This is a genomic window from Sulfurospirillum arsenophilum NBRC 109478, from assembly GCF_000813345.1.
Taxonomy (GTDB): domain Bacteria; phylum Campylobacterota; class Campylobacteria; order Campylobacterales; family Sulfurospirillaceae; genus Sulfurospirillum; species Sulfurospirillum arsenophilum.
On record NZ_BBQF01000001.1, the window covers coordinates 594,447 to 613,874 of the forward strand.

Here is a 19,428-nt window from a genome sequence, read left to right on the forward strand (position 1 = left end):
TTTCTTCTTTTATTATGGGATATTTTCAAAATTGATATAAAATTTGAGGCTAGACTCTTTAACTGATTGTTCCATTTCAAATAAATCTCTGTTTGTAAAATATCGATAGTAGGAATTTAATGACTCTTTATATTGATTAATTTCATCGTTGCAATATGTAAGAATTTTCCCATACGTTTCTTCTTTAATTACATTATTCAATTGATTAATTTTATCATGAGCTAAAGGAAGCTTTTCTTTAGTGAATGGTGCATAAAAAGAACTTGTAAAGACAAAAATTGAAAAGAGTATGGGAAAAATATTTTCAGTAAAATTTTTATAAAAAATAGTATGGAATAAAAATCCAAATATACCGATTATATTTTGAAATAAAAAAACAAGAGTTAACCATATAGTTATTATTACTGATTTAATTGACACATTTTTTTCAAAATATACTTCGTAAAATCCTCCCCAAGGGTATTTATAAAACCCATAGTCTTTATGGTTTTCATCTAATTCAACATAAAATGGAATATATCGTACAAAAAAGTATATTTGCATTAGCCAAAGAAAAATATATATCATAATAGGGTCAGATATTTTAAATTCTGATCCTAAGAGTGTTATTTTATCTAATTCAATTCCTGCGAAACTAATTAAAAAAACAATTATGCTTGAGATTAATAAATTTCTTCTTTGTCTAACAAATGCTTCATTCATGGTACAAGCCCTTTTGTAATTATTTATAGCTAAAAATAATATTAACAAAAAAGTGCTTTTAAATATTTAATTTTTTGAATGAAAAATAAGTTATGTTTTTTGTCCTTGCTGAAAAGCAAAGACGAAATTTTTTACATGTAAATCTGTCCACCACTCTCTTTAAAGTGTTCTGCTTATTCTTCCAACCCTTTTTCTAACGCAACCGCAACATCTTCCGCACCGATTTTAAAAAGGGGTTAGGGCTTGCCTTTTAACTTTTTGCTTACCAATCTAAAAAATAAAGGCTATTTTTGAAGATAAAACTCTTTACATGTAAAGACTAAACATACCGCACAGGCAGATAGTACGTACACTTAAAAAGTCCATCTTCACTTAAGAAATGGTTCTTTTCAAAGATCGTATACGAGGGAATCGTGATCGCTTCAAATCCGCTCTCTGGAAGCCACTCGTGGTAAACCCATTGGATGAGTTTGAGCATATCGTTGTATTGTCCCTCTACCTCAAACGTTGCACAAAGTCCATCGTACATTTCAAATAGAGGTAAGCTGGTATGTTTCAATTCTTTGCCATCAAAGGGTGCAATGCACGCTACGTAAGAACACTCATGAAGTGGCGTAATGATGGGGTTGTCATGGTAAATGGCGATCTGCTCGTACTGCTCTATCTCATTGGTATAGACCCAAGCCATCATCTTTTGCCATATCTGCACCGCATTATGGTTGTAGCCTTTTTGCCTGATATAGTAAACACTTTTGGGTTTGGTTCTGACTATTTTGGCTTCCAAATGTGAAAAGTCAGTATGGGTGAGCAAGGCATTGCACGTGCCACTTAAAATGGCATTGGAGTATGCTTTATATCCGCCATTGCGCCACAGTTTTGGCGTTTGATGAAAGCGCTCTTTAAACACCCGAATAAATGAAGTTTGAGAGCTGTATCCGCACATATTAGCGATTTGCGTGATGGTTGAGTATTTATTGGTGATGAGTAGATTAGACGCTTTTTGCAACCTAATAGAGCGAATGGTCTCGTAGATGTTGCTACCCGTCTGCTCTTTGAAAATGCGGTGAAAGTGAAATTTGCTCAACCCAAACTCAGTTGCCAACTCGTCAATATTGATCTGCGTTTCAATATGGTTATTGATGTAATTGAGAAGATCATTGGCTAATTTACTGTGCGTTAAATTGGTCTCTTTTCGTCGCATTCGCGCATCCTTATCCGTTACATGTAAGAATTTTAGCATAGTATGGCAATTTTACGAGCACAAATAGATAACTTTTAGAGCAACAATAGTGAAGAATTAATTTTGATTTACAGTTATGATGTCACCAATTCTAAATTATTAGGAGAATTTCATGCCAAAAAAAGACTTCTTGCTGGCTGTTTTCATTACGTTCGTTTGGGGGATTAATTTTTCCATTATCAAGTTAGGGCTCATCTCCTTAAATCCCTTTATGCTCTCAGGGCTTCGCTTTTTACTCTGTGCCATACCATTGATATTTTTTATCAAAAAGCCCAATGTATCAATGGTCTATATCGTAAGTTATGGGCTCATCTTTGGCGTTGGACTGTGGGGGATGGTCTCGTTGGGAATTTACTTTGGTATATCAGCTGGCGTTGCTTCTTTGGTATTGCAGTTAAGTGCCTTTTTTACAGTCATCTTAGGTGCTATTGTTTTGCATGAAAAAATCAAACTCCATAAAAAACTTGGCTTTGTAACTGCGCTTGCGGGGATTGCTTTTATCATCAGCATTACCGATGGTAGCGTTACTTACTTAGGACTTTCTTTGGTCCTTGTGGGTGCGCTCTCTTGGAGTGTTGCCAATATCATTGTCAAAAAAGCAGGAACTAAAGAGGTCTTTGCATTTTTAATTTATTCCAGCATCTTTTCGCCAATACCTCTGTTTTTGTTGGCATACCTCACACAAGGTGATGTTGTGTTTGTAAACTTTTTTGAAAATCTCGATGGCAGAGCCATCTTTTCCATTCTCTTTCAAGTTTATCCTACAACACTCATGGGATACTGGGTTTGGAATTCACTCCTGCACAAATACCCAGCATCAAGCGTAGCACCGCTATCGCTTTTGGTGCCTATATTTGGTTTACTTGGCTCTTACTTTGTGTTTAATGAGCCTATAGGAAGCTTAAAGATCATGGCCTGTATGTTAATTGTCTCAGGACTTGTTATCAATACATTTGGTGGTAATTTTCAGTTCAAAAGAGTGTTTGGAAAAGAAAGAGACATCGGGTGATATCTCTTTACATGTAAAGAAAAAGCTTTTATCGATTCGGTCTTAGTACTGCTTTGACAGTGGTAAAATCATTGTTAAGGTATTTCCCTAGTTGTGCTTCTACTTCCATAAAGGAGAGATTGGTGACCCATTCTGATTTACCGTTTTTTGCAAGGTGTATTGCTTTTTTAAATTGCTCTTTTGAGTAAACAAATGAGCCAAGGAATTGTTTTTGGTGTCGAATGAGTTCTGCAAAATTTACTTCAAACATCGGTGTGGCAAAGCCTAAGAAGACAGCTTTTCCACCTTTTTTGCTTAACTGGATTGCTAAAGCTCTTGTTTCTTGTGTGCCAACGGTATCAAAAACTATATCAAACTGACCATTGAGGTGTTGAGCACTTTTTGTGGCTCCCAAATGCTTTGCAGCATCAAGCCTAGACGCTGATAAATCACTCACTTCAATGACCTGACATTGTTCAGCATAAGCACATGCAACAAGTCCTAAACCTAAACTACCTGCACCAATGATGGCTATTGAATTTTCTCGTGATGCTTGAGAGATTTCCCATGCGTTAATCGAATTGGCGAAAGGCTCAATAAATGCTGACTGCTCCCATGTAAGCTCGTTTGGTAGTTCACATAATAATTCACGTGGAATAGCCACTTTTTGGGCAAATCCGCCATCACAATGAACACCAATAAGCGTCCATTTATCGCATAATTGAACATGATTGTCTCTACAGTAGATACATTTTCCACATCCTTGAAGTGGATAAATAGCAACACGCTTTCCTTCAGGAGTACGCCCTGTAATGCCATGTCCCATGATATGTGGCAAAGGGCGAATACCAGGATTATTAAACCCAAGATATTCGCTTCCTCCAATGCCTGCTACTTCAATGTCTATTAAGACTTCAGCATCAGAAAATGATGGAGTGTCTCTGTCCCTTAAAACCAATTTTCTTTTATCTTCAAGTATAAGAGCTTTCAAAATACAACCTTATAATATTTTGTCTTTACATGTATTATAACGTAGGAATAAGAAAGTTAAAAATTTAGCGCTGACCCCTTTTCCCTTGCTTCAGTTCCTTTATTGATGTTAACAACCCTTGACATTAATTAGATATCTAACTATAATGTCACTTATGAAAAATCAAAGACTAATAGCACTTTCAAGTAGGCTAGCTGAGAAAGCAAATAAATTTATCATTGCTGAACTCAGAAAATGTAAGCTTTCTGATATTGCACCAAGCCATGGCGACATATTCAACCTTTTGTTTGATGGTAATGCTTATGAAATGAGTGAAATAGCAAAAAAGATTCATAGAACAAAACCCACAGTAACCGTTTTAGTCGAAAAGCTTGAAAAAAGTGGCTACGTTCAACGCATCAAATCGGATGCAGATGCAAGGTTTACCCGTGTTTCATTGACTGAAAAAGGGTTCGAACTTAAGCCTATGTTTGAAATGATTTCGAGGGATTTAAATGAGCTTGCCTATAGGGGAGTTCAAGAGGAAGAGGCATTATTATTAGAAAAATTGCTTGAAAAAGCTATTGTTAATTTTGAGAAGCAAGAATAAATATTTGTTTATATAGTTAGATATCGAATTATTTAAAATTACATATATCAGGAGGTCTTTGCAATCGTCACATACTTGTTTTGAATTACCAACAAAAATAAAAAAAAATAAAAAGGAAAATACTATGAATAAATCAGGACAAAATTATAAAGCTATATCATGTGGCAATATCCAATCCCTTGGTCGTGTTGTACTTCACGATGCATTAGAGCTTACTGGCTCTGAAGTTTCTATCAATGAATTACCCGCAGGTGTGAGTGTTCCCTTCGTCCATACACACAAAAATAACGAAGAGGTCTATGTTGTTTTAAGTGGTAAAGGCTGGTTATATATTGATGGCGATGAGTTTGAAATTAAAGAGGGTGATGCATTTCGCATTGATCCTAAAGGAGAACGCTGTATCAAAGCGGACAATGCATCTTCTCTTCGCTTTATCTGTGTTCAAGGAAAAACAAACAGTCTTGAAGGGTTTACCCAAACGGATGGTGTTCCTTCTGAAGCTAAACCATCTTGGTTATAATTATAGATCATTTTGCCCTTGCGAGAACAAGGGCAAATTGTTTTACATGTAAATCTGTCCACCACTCTCTTTAAAGTGTTCGGCTTGCTCTTCCATGCCTTTTTCTAACGCAACGCTCACATCTTCAGCACCGATTTTAGCGGCGTAGTCACGGACATCTTGCGAGATTTTCATCGAGCAAAATTTTGGGCCGCACATAGAACAGAAGTGAGCGACTTTGGCACTCTCTACTGGCAAGGTTTTGTCGTGGTATTCACGGGCTCGATCTGGGTCGAAGCCGATGTTAAATTGGTCGTACCAGCGAAATTCAAAACGCGCTTTGCTCATGGCGTTGTCACGGATTTGCGCTCCCGGAAAACCTTTGGCGAGGTCGGCGGCGTGGGCGGCGATTTTATAGGCGATGATGCCTTCTTTGACATCTTCTCTATTTGGAAGACCCAAGTGTTCTTTTGGTGTAACGTAGCAGAGCATTGCTGTGCCGTACCAGCCGATTTGTGCTGCGCCGATGGCTGAGGTGATATGGTCGTACCCTGGAGCGATGTCGGTAACGAGGGGTCCAAGTGTATAGAAAGGCGCTTCAAAGCAGTCTTCTAACTCTTTGGTCATATTCTCTTTAATCATCTGCATCGGCACATGTCCGGGCCCTTCGATCATCACTTGCACATCGTGTTTCCACGCGATTTTGGTGAGTTCTCCCAAGGTTTCAAGCTCGGCAAATTGCGCTTCATCGTTGGCATCGTAGAGTGAGCCTGGGCGCAAGCCATCGCCCAAAGAAAAGGCAACATCGTAAGCTTTCATGATGTCACAGATCTCTTCAAAATGGGTGTATAAAAAACTCTCTTTATGATGGTGTAGACACCATTTCGCCATGATACTTCCACCACGAGAAACGATGCCAGTCAGTCGTTTTGCCGTCATAGGCACGTAAGCGAGGCGTACGCCTGCATGAATCGTGAAGTAGTCCACCCCTTGTTCGGCTTGCTCGATGAGCGTGTCACGGAACACTTCCCACGTAAGGTCTTCGGCGATGCCATTTACTTTTTCTAGCGCTTGGTAAATCGGCACTGTTCCGATAGGCACAGCAGAGTTACGAAGTATCCACTCTCTGGTTTCGTGGATGTTTTTACCTGTGGATAAATCCATCACGGTGTCGCCACCCCAACGGGTTGACCAAAGCATCTTTTCGACCTCTTCTTCGATAGATGAGGTGGTAGCGGAGTTGCCGATATTGGCATTAATCTTGACCATGAAATTACGCCCGATGATCATCGGCTCGGCTTCGGGGTGATTGACATTGAGTGGAAGGACGGCACGACCCGCTGCGATCTCTTGGCGGACAAATTCCGCGGTGTAAACATCGGGTAAGTTTGCCCCAAAATGCTCGCCTTTGTGTTGAGCGCCTAAAAGTTTGTTTTTGCGTGCCTCTTCAAGGTTACAGTTTTCACGAATAGCGACATACTCCATCTCTGGTGTGACGATACCTTGACGTGCGTAGTGCATTTGAGTGATATTTTTGCCCTTCATCGCGCGACGTGGTTTTTTGAGGTTGGGGAAGCGAAGGGCGTTTAGCTCTTGATCATCGTGGCGCTTGTGAAAATAGACAGAGTTAAAATCCTCTAATTGCTCGGTGTCATTTCGCTCTTCGATCCATTTCGCACGGAGTGGCTCTAAGCCTTTGTGGAGGTCGATCTTGACATTGGGATCGGTGTAAACGCCTGAAGTGTCGTACACATGAAGCGGTGGATTTTCCTCAAAGGTGCCATCGCGAAGCGAAGTAGCGCTTAACGTGATTTCACGCATTGGTACTTGAATGTCAGAACGTGAGCCTTGTATGTAAATTTTCTTGGAGCTTGGGAAGTTTTGAATGTAAGATGCATCTATTTTTTCAAGATTGTCAAGTACTTTACTCATGGGTTTATCTCCTTATTTCCTACGCTGGCATTACCCAGATCAGGTTCGTGAAGCCACATTAATGGACTTCTTGGGGTATTATCTCAGCCATACGATCGGCACCCCCACAGACAATGGTAAACAGTTAAAAGAAGTTGATTATACAGAACTAGGCAAAGAGGCGACTTAAGAAAAAAAGTTGGGTATAAAATGCAGAGAATTTGTTTAAGGGTTGTTTCTTTTGTTTACATGTAAAGCTTAACGTGCTATGACAAAGGTACTATTTTTGATGAGATAATGGTGTGAATCTTGTAGATCAATAGGAAAAGGAGCACACACATTGCCCATAAATTCGGGGACATTTAAATGGTAGGTGTTGTCTGGATATTTCTCTTCTAAAAGGACTTTGGCTGAGCCGATGATTTGATTGGCGATTTCTTTGAGCAGATCATCTAAGTCGTTTTCACAGAGGTTTTCTTCAAAGAGAAGGTTGAATGCAATGTCATCGAGTACTGCTTTTTCAAAGAAGAGATACCATGTGTGTTCCACGTCATTTTCAAGAAGTGAGATGGCGGAACCATAGAAATATTGCCCAAGAGTAGCTGTTTTTTGAGGAAGTTCACACAAAATTGTTTCACAAAAACTGTGTGTGGCTTCAATAACGGATTGTTTCATTCATATTCCCCTTAAATGTGCGCACATAGCACATTATATTTTAAACTATTTAAATTGTATATTAAAGGAAAAACAAAGAAGCGAAGTATTTTTTTAAAGGGAATTTTCTTTACATGTAACATTTTTTCATCACTCCTTGGCAATAATTTTTTTGAAAAACGCTACAATGACGCTTTATTTTTAGTAGAGTAAGGGAATTTTATGCACGCAAAAGGGCTTTCACGAGGTCTTAAAAATAGACACGTCCAACTTATTGCATTGGGCGGGGCTATTGGAACAGGCCTATTTTTAGGGGTTTCTACAACCGTACAGCTTACAGGTCCAGCAGTACTTTTAGGGTATGCGTTGGGTGGATTTATTGCATTTATGATTATGCGACAACTTGGTGAAATGGTTGTTGAAGAGCCAGTAGCAGGTTCATTTAGCCATTTTGCGAACAAATACTGGCACCCGTTTGCGGGCTTTGCCTCAGGCTGGAACTATTGGATTTTGTATGTTTTAGTCGGTATGGCAGAACTGACCGCCATTGGCACATTTGTGCATTTTTGGCTTCCAAATGTCCCAACATGGGCATCGGCGGCATTTTTCTTTGTCCTAGTTAACCTTGTCAATTTAGTAAATGTTCGCATTTACGGTGAATTTGAGTTTTGGTTTTCCATCATCAAAGTAGCGGCGATTGTTGCGATGATTGCTTTTGGTAGTTATTTGCTTGTGAGTGGAAATGGCGGCGAGAGTGCCCATTTTAGTAACCTTTGGGCGTTGGAAGGTGGATTTTTTCCACACGGTATCCAAGGCTTTTTGATGGCGATGGTTTTCATCATGTTCTCTTTTGGTGGACTTGAACTTATCGGTATTGCAGCAGCGGAGACGGACGATCCAAGTCATACGATCCCAAGAGCGACCAATCAAGTTATTTACCGAATTTTGATTTTTTACATTGGCGCACTGGCAGTTCTTCTTTCATTGATGCCGTGGATGAATATGACCAAAGACGTCACACCTTTTGTAATGGTTTTTAGCAGTTTGAATGAAAATTTTATCGCGCATGTGCTCAATGCCATCGTGCTTACAGCGGCACTTTCGGTCTATAATAGCGGTGTTTACTCCAATTCACGTATGCTTTTTGGTTTAGCATCACAAGGTAATGCACCTAAGATGTTGATGAGTTTGAACAGTAAAGGTGTGCCTGTCAATGCGGTGCTTTTCTCAGCACTTATTACGGGGCTTTGTGTTGTTTTAAACTACTTTATGCCCGAAGATGCGTTTAAATTTTTGATGGCGTTGGTTGTTTCTGCACTTGTGGTTAACTGGTTTATGATCAGTTTTGCGCATCTTAAATTTCGTTATGCGAAGATCAAAGAGGGTGTTGAGCCTAAATTTAAAGCATTTTGGTTCCCTGTTGGTAACATCATCTGCCTTCTTTTCTTTGTAATGATTTTGGTCATTATGCTTTTCATCGATGGCATTAACATCTCTGTTTATCTCATCCCAGCATGGATCGCACTCTTAGCCATTGGCTATAAATTTTCTCGATAATTATTTAGAGAACTCTTTACACGTCTTTAGGGCAAAGCTCTAAAGATTACGTTAATACTGGGTTTTCTTCGGCAGAAAGCCCAGCACCTTGGGTGCTCTTAAATCTTTACATGTAAAGACGACCTTTCTACAGTAACCATCTCTTTAAATCGTTTATTAAGAGGGGTTCGAGTAAAATCAAACCATACTTTATATATGAGATGAGTGTCCTATGATAAAAATTTACGGTGCTAGAGAAAATAATCTTAAAAATATCAACCTAGAAATTCCTAAAAACAAGCTCGTGGTCTTTACGGGTTTGAGTGGTAGTGGAAAAAGTACCTTGGCGTTTGATACGCTTTATGCGGAAGGACAACGTCGCTACATCGAGTCGCTCTCTTCGTATGCACGACAGTTTTTAGATCGTGTGGGAAAACCTGATGTCGATAAAATCGAAGGTTTAACACCAGCCATTGCTATCGACCAGAAGACAACGAGTAAAAACCCGCGCTCAACGGTGGGAACGATTACCGAAATTTATGATTATTTGCGTTTGCTTTACGCGCGTGTGGGGAAACAACACTGCCATCTTTGTGGCAAAGAGATCTCACAGATGTCGGTTGCTGACATCATCGAGCAGGTTTTGAAATTGCCTCCTGAAACGAAGCTTTCTATCTTAGCACCACTGGTGCGTGAGAAAAAGGGTAGTTTTGCCGACATGATCGAATCGCTTCGTCATAAAGGCTATGTGCGTGCTTTAGTGGATGGCGTTATGGTACGTTTGGATGAAGAGATAGAGCTTTCTAAAACCAAAAAACATACCATTAAAGTCATCATCGATCGTGTTGTTGTTCGTGAAGAGAACAAAGAACGCATCGCTACGGACATCGAAAAAGCACTTTTAGAGAGTTATGGCGAAGTCGAGCTTGACATCTCCAATGCTGACGAAGTAGGGCTTCCAACTTCTCATATTCACTACAGCGAGCATTTAGCCTGTTTTGATTGTAAGATCAGTTTTGAACCGCTTGAGCCACTCTCATTTTCGTTTAACTCTCCCAAAGGTGCATGTTCAACGTGCGATGGTTTGGGCATTCGCTATACGCTTGATCTTAAGAAAATCATCAATGAACACGTGAGCATCGAAGAGGGTGCCATTAAAATATTTTACGGGTTTAACAAAAGCTTTTATGCTAAATTCTTACAGGCTTTTTGTGAAGCTGCGGGCATTAATACCAAAATACCGTATGAAGAACTCGAAGAGTATCAACAAAAATCTATTCTGCACGGTGGCGTGGAAGAGGCGACTTTCTTTTGGAAAAAACATAAACTGACCCGAAAATGGGAAGGTGTCATCAAAATCGCTTACGATATGCTCAAAGATGAGAAAGAATTAGGCGATTATATGAGCGAGAAGACGTGCGACACGTGTGGTGGGTACCGTCTGAAACAAGAGAGTTTGACTGTACGTTTGGCAAAGAAAAACATCGCGGACATACTTGAACTTCCGATAGATCAGTGTTTGGCTTTTTTCCAAGACGAGAAAAATTTTGCGTCCATGAAATCACAACACAAGATGATCTCTGAGCCTATTTTAAAAGAGATTAAAGAGCGTCTCTTCTTCTTATTTGATGTAGGACTGGGTTACATCAGTCTTGGGCGTGATGCAAGAACCATCAGCGGTGGTGAGGCGCAGCGTATTCGTATCGCTTCGCAGATTGGTAGTGGTTTAACGGGAGTTATGTACGTCCTTGATGAGCCAAGCATCGGTTTGCATGAACGTGACACACTCAAACTCATTCGCACCCTTCGCAGTTTACAGAAAAAAGGCAACTCGGTTATTGTGGTAGAGCATGACAAAGAGACCATTAAAACAGCAGATTTTATTGTGGACATTGGACCTGGGGCTGGAAAATTTGGTGGGGAAGTTGTTTTCAAAGGTACCAATGAAGAGCTTTTAAAAAGCAATACCTTGACGGCGCAATACCTCAATGGCAGTAAAATTATTAATTATCGTGAAAATAGAAAACAAGACCGCTGGATAGAACTGAACAATGTGACCATCAACAATATCCAAAATCTTGATGTGAAAATTCCTCTGGGAAATTTAGTGGCGATTACAGGTGTGAGTGGCAGTGGTAAAAGTTCACTCATCCTTCAGACGTTGCTTCCTGTGGCGAAAGAGTATCTTAACCGTGCAAAAAAAGTGAACAAAGTTGCGGGCGTTGAGTGCATAGGACTCGATCAACTGGATAAAGTGATCTATCTGGATCAAAGTCCGATTGGTAGAACGCCACGTTCAAATCCGGCTACATACACAGGAGTCATGGATGAGATCAGAGCGCTGTTTGCTAAAACCAAAGAGGCTCAGATAAGAGGTTACAGTGTAGGCCGTTTCTCGTTTAACGTTAAAGGTGGACGTTGTGAGAAGTGCCAAGGTGATGGCGAAATTAAGATTGAGATGCATTTCTTGCCAGACATTATGGTCAAATGCGATAGCTGTAAGGGGCATCGCTACAATGCGCAAACTTTGGAGATCAAATACAAAGGCAAATCCATCTCCGATGTACTCAGCATGAGTGTCGATGAGGCTTTTGAGTTTTTCAAAGCTATTCCTAAAATTCATCAAAAAGTGCAAACATTGTCAGATGTCGGTTTAGGCTACATAACCTTGGGTCAAAATGCAGTGACACTGAGTGGTGGTGAAGCTCAACGTATTAAACTTGCCAAAGAGCTCAGCAAAAAAGATACAGGCAATACACTCTATGTTTTAGATGAGCCAACCACAGGTTTACACTTCGCTGATGTGGACAGACTGGTAAAAGTGTTACACCATCTCACAGATATGGGTAACAGTGTTTTGGTCATTGAGCACAACATGGACGTGATAAAGAATGCAGACTATATGATCGATATGGGACCTGAGGGTGGAAGCTATGGTGGTCGCATAATCGCGATGGGAACGCCATTTGAGGTTGCTCGCGACGCTGAAAAATCAGGTAGTTTTACAGGAAAATTTTTAGCAGAAGAATTGGAATCGGAAAAGAAGTAACACGAGGTGTTTCCTTTTGTAACGTTTTCGATACGAATAAATGTCACGGACCCTTTTACATGTAAACCTACATAATATAGACATAATTTTTAACTATAATCGACTCATCTAAAAATGAAAAGGATGTTTCTTGGAACAAGCAGCGAATGTTGTAAAAAAGAAAAACTGGATGAGCTATACGATTAAGAGTTTAGCTTTTTGGGTTATTGTTGGCATTGTCGCAGGTATTGCTCTTGGTATGGTTGATCCAAAATTAGCTATACAAGCAAAACCAGGTATTGACTGGTTTATTCAAATATTAAAATGGCTAGTAGGCCCGATTATCTTTTTAACGATTATCTCAGGTATCGTTGGTCTTGAGAGTTTAAAAGAAGTAGGTTCTATCGGTCTTAAAGCGTTTATTTATTTTGAGATTGTTAGTACCTTTGCCTTAGCAATTGGTGTACTTTTCGGTAACCTTTTGGGTGCTGGAAAGGGTATGAACCTCTCTGTTGAGTCATTGGACGCAAAAAGTGTGGCTAAATTTACAACCAATACAGGTGATGTAGGTTCTATCTGGTCTATCTTAAAAGGTGCCATTCCAAGTGATCCAATTTCACCATTTATCAATGGTCAAACACTTCAAGTACTAACAATGGCATTGGTTTTGGCAATTCTTATTTCTGCATTTGGTGGAAAACATAAAGCGTCTATTCTTAAACCTCTTGAAATTGCACAAAACTTTTTCTTTAAAATCTTAACAATTTTAATGTGGTTAAGCCCAATTGCATCCTTTAGTGCTATGGCATTTTTGATTGGTAAATTTGGTATTGCATCATTGGTCAATATGGCAAGTTTACTCGGCGTTATGTTTATCTCTGTTATAGCATTTGTTTTTGGTGTACTTGGTATCATCATGGCTATCTTTAAAATCAACATCTTTAAGTTTATGCGTTTTATTTACAAAGAGGTATTGATCGTATTTGCAACTTCTTCAAGCGAATCTGCATTGGCTCCTTTGATGCGTCGTCTAGAAGCAGCAGGTGTAAGCAGAGGTACAACAGGTCTTGTTATCCCTACAGGGTATTCATTTAACCTTGATTGTACGAATATCTATCTTTCACTCTCTATCATCTTCCTTTCTCAAGCATTCAATATTCCATTGACACTTGGCGAAGAGTTAAGCATTATTCTTATTTTGATGATTACATCAAAAGGTGCGGTTGGTGTTACAGGTTCAGGCTTTATCGTTCTTGCAGGAACACTTTCCGCTATGGGTGGAGCAATTCCAGTAGCAACTGTTTCTGTTCTTTTGGGTGTTGATAAGTTTATGAGCGAAATGAGAGCGGTTGGTAACTTATGTGGAAACGCAGTTGCGGCAGTTGTTGTTGGTGCATGGGATAAACAGATCGATATGGAAAAATTCAAATATTCATTAGACCATCCAGAAAGCGTTGCAGACGCGATTCCAGGTTAATAGAATTATATATCATGCCAATGAGGTGTTACAATTACCTCATTGGCTCTCCTTTTTTTAATGCTTCATCCCCCTTTTTGTTTAAAAAATCTCATTAAAATCCCCTTGGCTATGTCATAATAAATACATATATCATCAAACACTTTGCAAATACATCTAAGTTTACGTAGAGATTAAATACGCATTTATAGCACTTGGAATGGTTTTGAAGTATCTAAAGGGTCCCCGTTGAACAGAGTGAGTAAGAAAAAGGGAAGTAAGAAAGATTGGAAACATTACACCGTTAAAAGTTTGGCTTTTTGGGTTGTTGTCGCAATTATTTCAGGTGTCGTATTTGGTATGATTGATCCGCAAAATGCGATCAAAGCAAAACCAGGAATCGATTGGTTTATTCAAGTCCTTAAATGGCTTGTTGGTCCGATTATTTTCTTAACCATCATTACAGGTATTGTTGGGCTTGAGAGCCTCAAAGAGGTTGGTTCCATTGGTATAAAAGCGTTTATTTACTTTGAAGTTGTCAGTACCTTTGCTTTAGCCATAGGTGTTTTATTTGGCAATATCCTACGTCCCGGCGAGGGGATGAATCTTTCCGTTGAATCCTTAGATGCTTCGAGTGTTGAAAGCTTCACGCAAGTAAAGCAAGAGGTAGGTTCGGCGTGGACGATTCTTAAAAGTGCTATTCCGACAGATCCTATTTCTCCTTTTATTCACGGCGATACTCTTAAAGTTTTAGTCATGGCACTTGTACTTGCAATTTTGATTTCTGCATTTGGTGGAAAACATAAGTCAGCTATCTTAAAGCCATTAGAGAAAGCTCAAAACTTTTTCTTTAAAATTTTAACCTTGATTATGTGGTCAAGTCCGATTGCTAGCTTTAGTGCTATGGCATTTTTAATTGGTAAATTTGGCATCGCTTCACTCATTGGTATGGCAAATTTATTGGGTGTAATGCTCGTTTCCGTACTTGCCTTTACTTTTGGGGTATTGGGAATTATTTTATGGTTTTATAAAATTAATGTTTTCAAATTTATGCGTTTTATTTCCAAAGAGGTATTGATCGTCTTTGCAACCTCTTCAAGTGAAGCAGCGCTTGCTCCATTGATGAGAAGACTGGAATCTGCGGGTGTAAGTAGAGGGACAACAGGTTTGGTTATTCCTACAGGCTACTCGTTTAATCTTGGTTGTACCAATATCTATTTGGCTCTTTCGATTATCTTTCTTTCCCAAGCGTTCAATGTTCCTTTAACACTGAGTGAACAGATGAGCATTATTCTTATTTTGATGGTCACCTCAAAAGGCGCTGTTGGCGTTACTGGTTCAGGTATTATCATTCTTGCAGGAACTCTGTCTGCTATGGGTGGTGCCATTCCTGTTGCTACGGTTGCTGTACTCTTAGGTGTTGATAAATTTATGAGTGAGATGAGAGCGGTTGGTAACCTTTGTGGTAACGCGGTTGCTACGGTTTTCGTTGGTGTGTGGGATAAACAGATTGATATGAAAAAATTCAAACGCGCATTGGATCATCCAGAGAGCGTTGAAGATACCATTCCAGGTTAATAAAATCTAGGCTAATGAGAGAAGCCTCTCATTAGCTTTTTAACTAATCCGCGCTATAATCTTTATCAAATTGATAAAGAGAGATGAGATGCTAAAAGAGATAGCAGAGCGCATCAGAGCCCTTCTTCCACTTCCTCAAAGTCTTCTTCTGTACATTTTTTCACTCAATCTTTGTGTAAAAGAAAAATTGGATAACACCCTTTTATCAGCGTTGTTGAAAAACTCAAAGACTATAACCCATCCTTACATGTAAAGGCGATTTTGTGAAAACACTTACCATCATTGATACGTTTGGCTTTTTTTTTAGAAACTACTACGCTTTGCCACAACTGCGTAATTCCCAAGGTTTCCCTACAGGGCTTTTAACAGGCTTTGCCAATTTTATCTATGCTATTAAAAATGAGCATGATACCGACTATTTGATGTTCGCACTGGATAGTAAAGGTAAAAACTTTCGCCATACGATAGATCCAAACTACAAAGCCAACCGCCCCGAAGCACCTGAAGATCTTAAACGCCAATTACCTGTGGCCGTTTCGTGGATTGAGAAGATGGGCTTTAAGTTTTACAGTGAAGAGGGGTTTGAAGCGGATGATGTCATCGCATCAGCGGTGCGTTTTGCTAAAAGCCATGACATTAAAGTGCGCATTGTTACGCATGACAAAGATCTCTACCAGCTGATTGATGATGGTAGAGTGGTTATTTATGATCCGATGAAAAAGATGGAAATCGATACCGAAAAGTGTTTTGAAAAATTTGGCGTTTACCCGAATAAAATTAATGAGTATCTCTCCCTTGTAGGAGATGTCGCCGATAATATTCCTGGTGTTAAAGGCATCGGTCCAAAAGGAGCTAAAAAGCTTTTAGATGATTTTGGCACTGTTGAAAATGTCTATGCAAACTTAGAGCGTGTGTCCAATCCTCGTGTCCAAACGATGCTAGAAGAGGGACGCGAAAAAGCGTTTCTCAGTCACCAATTGGTCAAGCTGGATGATTCTTTAAATATTGCGGGCAACTTTGAGTCATTTCATTTTCCTTGCGACAATCCTCTTATCAATATCGCTGATGAATTAGAAAAATACGAGTTACGCCATATGCTCTCCCGTGTACGAAACGAAGCTTTACATGTAAAACCAAAAGAGACGCCAAACAACAGTTTTAAAGCGATTCTTGTGGATGATACCAAGATGCTTTTTAACATCATTGAAGGCATTGAAGAAGATGCCATTGTCGCGTTTGATACTGAGACTAACGCTTTGGATGCGTATAATGCCAAGATCGTAGGTTTCTCCTTTGCCATAAACGCAGAGGAAGCGTACTATGTACCAATCGCTCATCATTATTTGGGTGTGGGTGATCAAATCAGCCTTGTGGACGCAAAGCGTGCGCTTATTGAACTTTTTAAACATAAAATTGTAGGGCAAAATCTTAAATATGATCTTGCTGTGATTGAAAATAATTTTGACATAAAAGACGTAAATATTTATGCCGACACGATGCTCCTTGCATGGCTTCTTAATCCTGAAAACAATGTTGGTCTTGACACACTTGCTTTGCGCTTTTTTAATCACTCAATGGTGAAGTTTAAAGACGTAGTGCAAAAAGGTGAAAACTTCAGTACGGTGCCATTGGAAAAAGCATGTGAATATGCAAGTGAAGATGCATGGATGACGCTCAGGCTCTACTATAAACTGCATGAGATGCTCGATCCTCACTTGCTCGATCTTGCAAAAGAGGTGGAGTTTCCTTTCATTCGAACACTCATGAAAATGGAAAAAGAGGGCATTCAAATTGATGGTGCTTATTTTGAAACACTTTTAAAGCGTACCGATCTTGCTATTGAAGCGCTGAAAGCAGAGATATTTACGCTGTGTGATGCGACCTTTAATCTCAACTCAACACAACAACTAGGCAATGTGCTTTTTGAACAACTAGGACTGCCTACGGTTAAAAAGACGAAAACGGGTTACAGTACCGATGAAAATGTTTTGAATGAACTCTTAGATAAGCACCCAAGCATTGCCAAACTTTTGGAGTACAGAGAACTGTACAAGCTTCGTTCAACCTACATTGAGCCATTGCTTAAACTCTCAAAAGAGTCTCCTTTGGGACGCGTTCATACGTCGTTTATGCAAACGGGAACTTCAACAGGAAGACTGAGCTCAAAAGATCCAAATCTTCAAAATATTCCTGTAAAAACAGAGTTGGGACGCGAAGTGCGTGGTGGATTTGTTGCAAAAGAGGGGTATAAACTCATCGGCATCGACTACTCACAAATTGAGCTAAGACTTTTGGCACATTTTAGTGGTGATGAAGCGATGGTACATGCGTTTCAAGCTGGCAAAGATATCCATAAAGAGACAGCGCTGAAGCTTTTTGGCGAAGAGGAAGCGGCAGCCAAACGTGGTGTGGCTAAAAGCATTAACTTTGGTCTTCTTTATGGTATGGGACCCAAACGTTTGTCAGAAACGATTGGCATCACAACCAAAGAGGCAAAGAGTTATATAGAGAGCTATTTTGCAACGTTTCCAACCATTAAAAATTTTCTCACCTCAGTAGCAGAGAATGCTAAAAAAGAGGGCTTTGTTCAAACGTTACTGGGTAGAAAGCGTTTTTTTGACTTTGAACATGCCAATGGTATGCAATACGCTGGTTATCTTCGTGAAGCGGTCAATACCGTTTTTCAAGGCAGTGCTGCCGATCTTATCAAACTTTCGATGAATAAAATTATGGCAACGCTTGTGGACGATGAAGCAAAACTCTTACTTCAAATTCACGATGAACTTATCTTTGAAGTGAAAGAGGAGCGGGCAGAAACCTTTGCTGTGCAAGCACAAAAAGTAATGGAAGAGATTTATGCACTTAAAGTGCCACTTAAAGTATCGATTGCGATAGGCAATAATTGGGGAGAATTAAAATGATAGAGGTATTGCTATTGGCGTTTGCACTGAGTATGGATGCCTTTGCGGTTTCTATTGGACTTGGCGCTAAACAAAATGGGCATACCACTAAAGCCCTTGCCCTTAAATCTGGGCTCTTTTTTGGTATTTTTCAAGCCATAATGCCACTTATTGGCTACTTGGGTGGAAAAGGTGTTTTGGGGTTCGTCAGCAGTTATGCGTCGTATATTGCTTTTGGGCTTCTGCTTCTTATTGGTGCCAAGATGATCTATGAAGGGGTCAATGAGGGCGTTGAAGAGGAGATTGCGAAGATTACCAATAAGATTATGCTTACCCTTGCCATTGCCACGAGTATTGATGCTATGGCCGCGGGTTTTAGCTTGATGCTTTTGCCCCTTAATCCTTTTCTCGCCTGTGGTATCATCGGTTTGACAACATTTGTCATCAGTTTTATCGGTGTTTATGTTGGAAAATTGACAGGAACGTGGTTGGAGAGTAAAGCTGAGATTTTTGGCGGCGTGGTTTTGGTAGTGATAGGTTTTAGGATTTTATTTTTTTAGGAGAAGTTTGTCTTTAGTCAATCGCTAAAGACAAACGTGTATCGATTTAGAATTTGTAGTTTACGCCAACATAGTACTGAATAATTTTTTCAGCTTCAAGTTTGACATCGGCTCTATCTGTGCCATTATCGATTGAGAATGTATCCTTAACATCACTGATCATATAACGAACACCGATCTCTAACTCTGTATTTTTTGTAACTGAGTAAAGAAAACCAGCTTCTGGACCATAATTAAAGCCTTTTGGTTTATCAAGTTGGAGGTCTTTCGCAACATCAGTATCATATTTTGCTATGCTATAAGAAGCATTGACACCGATAAAAGGTGTCAATCCAGATTTATTTTTAAATAAGTAGTCATATCCTAAACCGAATGTATAGGATGATACGTCTTCTTTTTTGTTTTGATACGATACATTTCCGTAAATTCTACCAAAGTCAAAATATTTACCTACTTTGATACCTTCATAAGTACTATCAATAGTATCTTTATAAACACCTTCATCACTAATTCCTTTACTTGGCATATCAGAGTATCCAGATGTTTTAAGATGCATACTCATACCACCAAACTCTCCACCTACAAACCATTCGTTACCCGCTTCGGCTGCAATAAGCCCTGATAAACTTGCACACAGTAGTGATGCAACGATCAAACTTTTTTTCATAATTTTCCTTCTTGTATTTAAAGTGACCTGCAATTAAAGCATATTGATTAATTAAATACAAACAGTTATTACTAGTTGTATTTAAAAGAGTGCTAAAATAAGAATTTTTTTCTTCTGTGACGCATTCTG

General features: G+C 39.4%; 16 protein-coding genes. 10 read left to right on the forward strand and 6 right to left on the reverse strand.

Going from position 1 to position 19,428, the window contains the following annotated elements; translation table 11 throughout:
* Nucleotides 1-12: 12 nt before the first annotated feature.
* Both SAR02S_RS03055 and SAR02S_RS03060 read right to left on the reverse strand, forming a co-directional pair.
* Complete coding sequence (locus SAR02S_RS03055; protein ID WP_041956757.1) at nucleotides 13-702, reverse strand: hypothetical protein; 690 nt, start codon at nucleotides 700-702, stop codon at nucleotides 13-15.
* 319 nt (nucleotides 703-1,021) lie between these two features.
* On the reverse strand, nucleotides 1,022-1,903 hold the full coding sequence (locus SAR02S_RS03060) for an AraC family transcriptional regulator (RefSeq protein WP_041956759.1): 882 nt from the start codon (nucleotides 1,901-1,903) through the stop codon (nucleotides 1,022-1,024).
* Nucleotides 1,904-2,054: 151 nt separating this feature from the next.
* Here SAR02S_RS03060 and SAR02S_RS03065 point away from each other — a divergent pair, with 151 nt between their 5' ends.
* Entirely contained in the window at nucleotides 2,055-2,951 is an 897-nt protein-coding gene (locus SAR02S_RS03065; RefSeq protein ID WP_041956762.1) for an EamA family transporter, read from the forward strand.
* A gap of 28 nt (nucleotides 2,952-2,979) precedes the next feature.
* Here SAR02S_RS03065 and SAR02S_RS03070 read toward each other — a convergent pair whose 3' ends face one another.
* A complete protein-coding gene (locus SAR02S_RS03070) occupies nucleotides 2,980-3,921 on the reverse strand; it encodes a zinc-dependent alcohol dehydrogenase (RefSeq protein WP_041956764.1) in 942 nt (313 codons plus the stop codon).
* A gap of 154 nt (nucleotides 3,922-4,075) precedes the next feature.
* Between SAR02S_RS03070 and SAR02S_RS03075 the strand changes: the two genes are divergently transcribed.
* Entirely contained in the window at nucleotides 4,076-4,510 is a 435-nt protein-coding gene (locus SAR02S_RS03075; protein ID WP_041956766.1) for a MarR family winged helix-turn-helix transcriptional regulator, read from the forward strand.
* 124 nt (nucleotides 4,511-4,634) lie between these two features.
* A complete protein-coding gene (locus SAR02S_RS03080) occupies nucleotides 4,635-5,030 on the forward strand; it encodes a cupin domain-containing protein (RefSeq protein WP_041956768.1) in 396 nt (131 codons plus the stop codon).
* A 42-nt stretch (nucleotides 5,031-5,072) separates the two neighbouring features.
* On the opposite strand, the gene thiC is transcribed toward SAR02S_RS03080, so the two are convergent.
* Both thiC and SAR02S_RS03090 read right to left on the reverse strand, forming a co-directional pair.
* Nucleotides 5,073-6,941 (reverse strand): phosphomethylpyrimidine synthase ThiC, encoded by a 1,869-nt coding sequence (thiC, locus tag SAR02S_RS03085; RefSeq protein WP_041956770.1) that lies wholly within the window; start codon nucleotides 6,939-6,941, stop codon nucleotides 5,073-5,075.
* A 237-nt stretch (nucleotides 6,942-7,178) separates the two neighbouring features.
* Complete coding sequence (locus SAR02S_RS03090; protein ID WP_041956772.1) at nucleotides 7,179-7,595, reverse strand: chemotaxis protein CheX; 417 nt, start codon at nucleotides 7,593-7,595, stop codon at nucleotides 7,179-7,181.
* Between the two features lie 201 nt (nucleotides 7,596-7,796).
* On the opposite strand from SAR02S_RS03090, the gene SAR02S_RS03095 reads away from it, so the two are divergent.
* From SAR02S_RS03095 to SAR02S_RS03120, 7 genes are all read left to right on the forward strand, one after another.
* Nucleotides 7,797-9,131 carry an amino acid permease gene (locus tag SAR02S_RS03095; protein ID WP_041956774.1) on the forward strand — a complete coding sequence of 445 codons (1,335 nt, stop codon included), beginning with the start codon at nucleotides 7,797-7,799 and terminating at the stop codon, nucleotides 9,129-9,131.
* A 211-nt stretch (nucleotides 9,132-9,342) separates the two neighbouring features.
* Nucleotides 9,343-12,159 carry an excinuclease ABC subunit UvrA gene (uvrA, locus tag SAR02S_RS03100; protein ID WP_041956776.1) on the forward strand — a complete coding sequence of 939 codons (2,817 nt, stop codon included), beginning with the start codon at nucleotides 9,343-9,345 and terminating at the stop codon, nucleotides 12,157-12,159.
* A 169-nt stretch (nucleotides 12,160-12,328) separates the two neighbouring features.
* Complete coding sequence (locus SAR02S_RS03105) at nucleotides 12,329-13,615, forward strand: cation:dicarboxylate symporter family transporter (protein ID WP_041957278.1); 1,287 nt, start codon at nucleotides 12,329-12,331, stop codon at nucleotides 13,613-13,615.
* A 237-nt stretch (nucleotides 13,616-13,852) separates the two neighbouring features.
* Nucleotides 13,853-15,172, forward strand: a complete 1,320-nt coding sequence (locus SAR02S_RS03110; protein WP_041957279.1) for a cation:dicarboxylate symporter family transporter — start codon at nucleotides 13,853-13,855, stop codon at nucleotides 15,170-15,172.
* A gap of 88 nt (nucleotides 15,173-15,260) precedes the next feature.
* Nucleotides 15,261-15,425, forward strand: coding sequence for a hypothetical protein (locus SAR02S_RS13400; RefSeq protein WP_156961429.1), 165 nt, complete (start codon nucleotides 15,261-15,263; stop codon nucleotides 15,423-15,425).
* Nucleotides 15,426-15,435: 10 nt separating this feature from the next.
* Nucleotides 15,436-18,093 carry a DNA polymerase I gene (gene polA, locus SAR02S_RS03115; RefSeq protein ID WP_041956778.1) on the forward strand — a complete coding sequence of 886 codons (2,658 nt, stop codon included), beginning with the start codon at nucleotides 15,436-15,438 and terminating at the stop codon, nucleotides 18,091-18,093.
* Nucleotides 18,090-18,632, forward strand: coding sequence for a manganese efflux pump MntP (locus SAR02S_RS03120; RefSeq protein WP_041956780.1), 543 nt, complete (start codon nucleotides 18,090-18,092; stop codon nucleotides 18,630-18,632). The genes polA and SAR02S_RS03120 overlap by 4 nt, the downstream gene beginning before the upstream one ends.
* Before the next feature lie 46 nt (nucleotides 18,633-18,678).
* On the opposite strand, the gene SAR02S_RS03125 is transcribed toward SAR02S_RS03120, so the two are convergent.
* On the reverse strand, nucleotides 18,679-19,299 hold the full coding sequence (locus SAR02S_RS03125; RefSeq protein WP_041956782.1) for an OmpW family outer membrane protein: 621 nt from the start codon (nucleotides 19,297-19,299) through the stop codon (nucleotides 18,679-18,681).
* Between the last annotated feature and the right edge of the window lie 129 nt (nucleotides 19,300-19,428).

Excerpts from the sequence above, each read along its gene's own strand:
- SAR02S_RS03055 (WP_041956757.1), bottom strand. The coding sequence starts at position 702 with ATGAATGAAGCATTTGTTAGACAAAGAAGAAATTTATTAATCTCAAGC.
- SAR02S_RS03080 (WP_041956768.1), top strand. The coding sequence starts at position 4,635 with ATGAATAAATCAGGACAAAATTATAAAGCTATATCATGTGGCAATATC.
- SAR02S_RS03105 (WP_041957278.1), top strand. The coding sequence starts at position 12,329 with ATGAGCTATACGATTAAGAGTTTAGCTTTTTGGGTTATTGTTGGCATT.
- SAR02S_RS03120 (WP_041956780.1), top strand. The coding sequence starts at position 18,090 with ATGATAGAGGTATTGCTATTGGCGTTTGCACTGAGTATGGATGCCTTT.
- SAR02S_RS03090 (WP_041956772.1), bottom strand. The coding sequence starts at position 7,595 with ATGAAACAATCCGTTATTGAAGCCACACACAGTTTTTGTGAAACAATT.
- SAR02S_RS03095 (WP_041956774.1), top strand. The coding sequence starts at position 7,797 with ATGCACGCAAAAGGGCTTTCACGAGGTCTTAAAAATAGACACGTCCAA.
- thiC (WP_041956770.1), bottom strand. The coding sequence starts at position 6,941 with ATGAGTAAAGTACTTGACAATCTTGAAAAAATAGATGCATCTTACATT.
- SAR02S_RS13400 (WP_156961429.1), top strand. The coding sequence starts at position 15,261 with ATGCTAAAAGAGATAGCAGAGCGCATCAGAGCCCTTCTTCCACTTCCT.
- uvrA (WP_041956776.1), top strand. The coding sequence starts at position 9,343 with ATGATAAAAATTTACGGTGCTAGAGAAAATAATCTTAAAAATATCAAC.
- SAR02S_RS03065 (WP_041956762.1), top strand. The coding sequence starts at position 2,055 with ATGCCAAAAAAAGACTTCTTGCTGGCTGTTTTCATTACGTTCGTTTGG.
- SAR02S_RS03125 (WP_041956782.1), bottom strand. The coding sequence starts at position 19,299 with ATGAAAAAAAGTTTGATCGTTGCATCACTACTGTGTGCAAGTTTATCA.
- SAR02S_RS03060 (WP_041956759.1), bottom strand. The coding sequence starts at position 1,903 with ATGCGACGAAAAGAGACCAATTTAACGCACAGTAAATTAGCCAATGAT.
- SAR02S_RS03075 (WP_041956766.1), top strand. The coding sequence starts at position 4,076 with ATGAAAAATCAAAGACTAATAGCACTTTCAAGTAGGCTAGCTGAGAAA.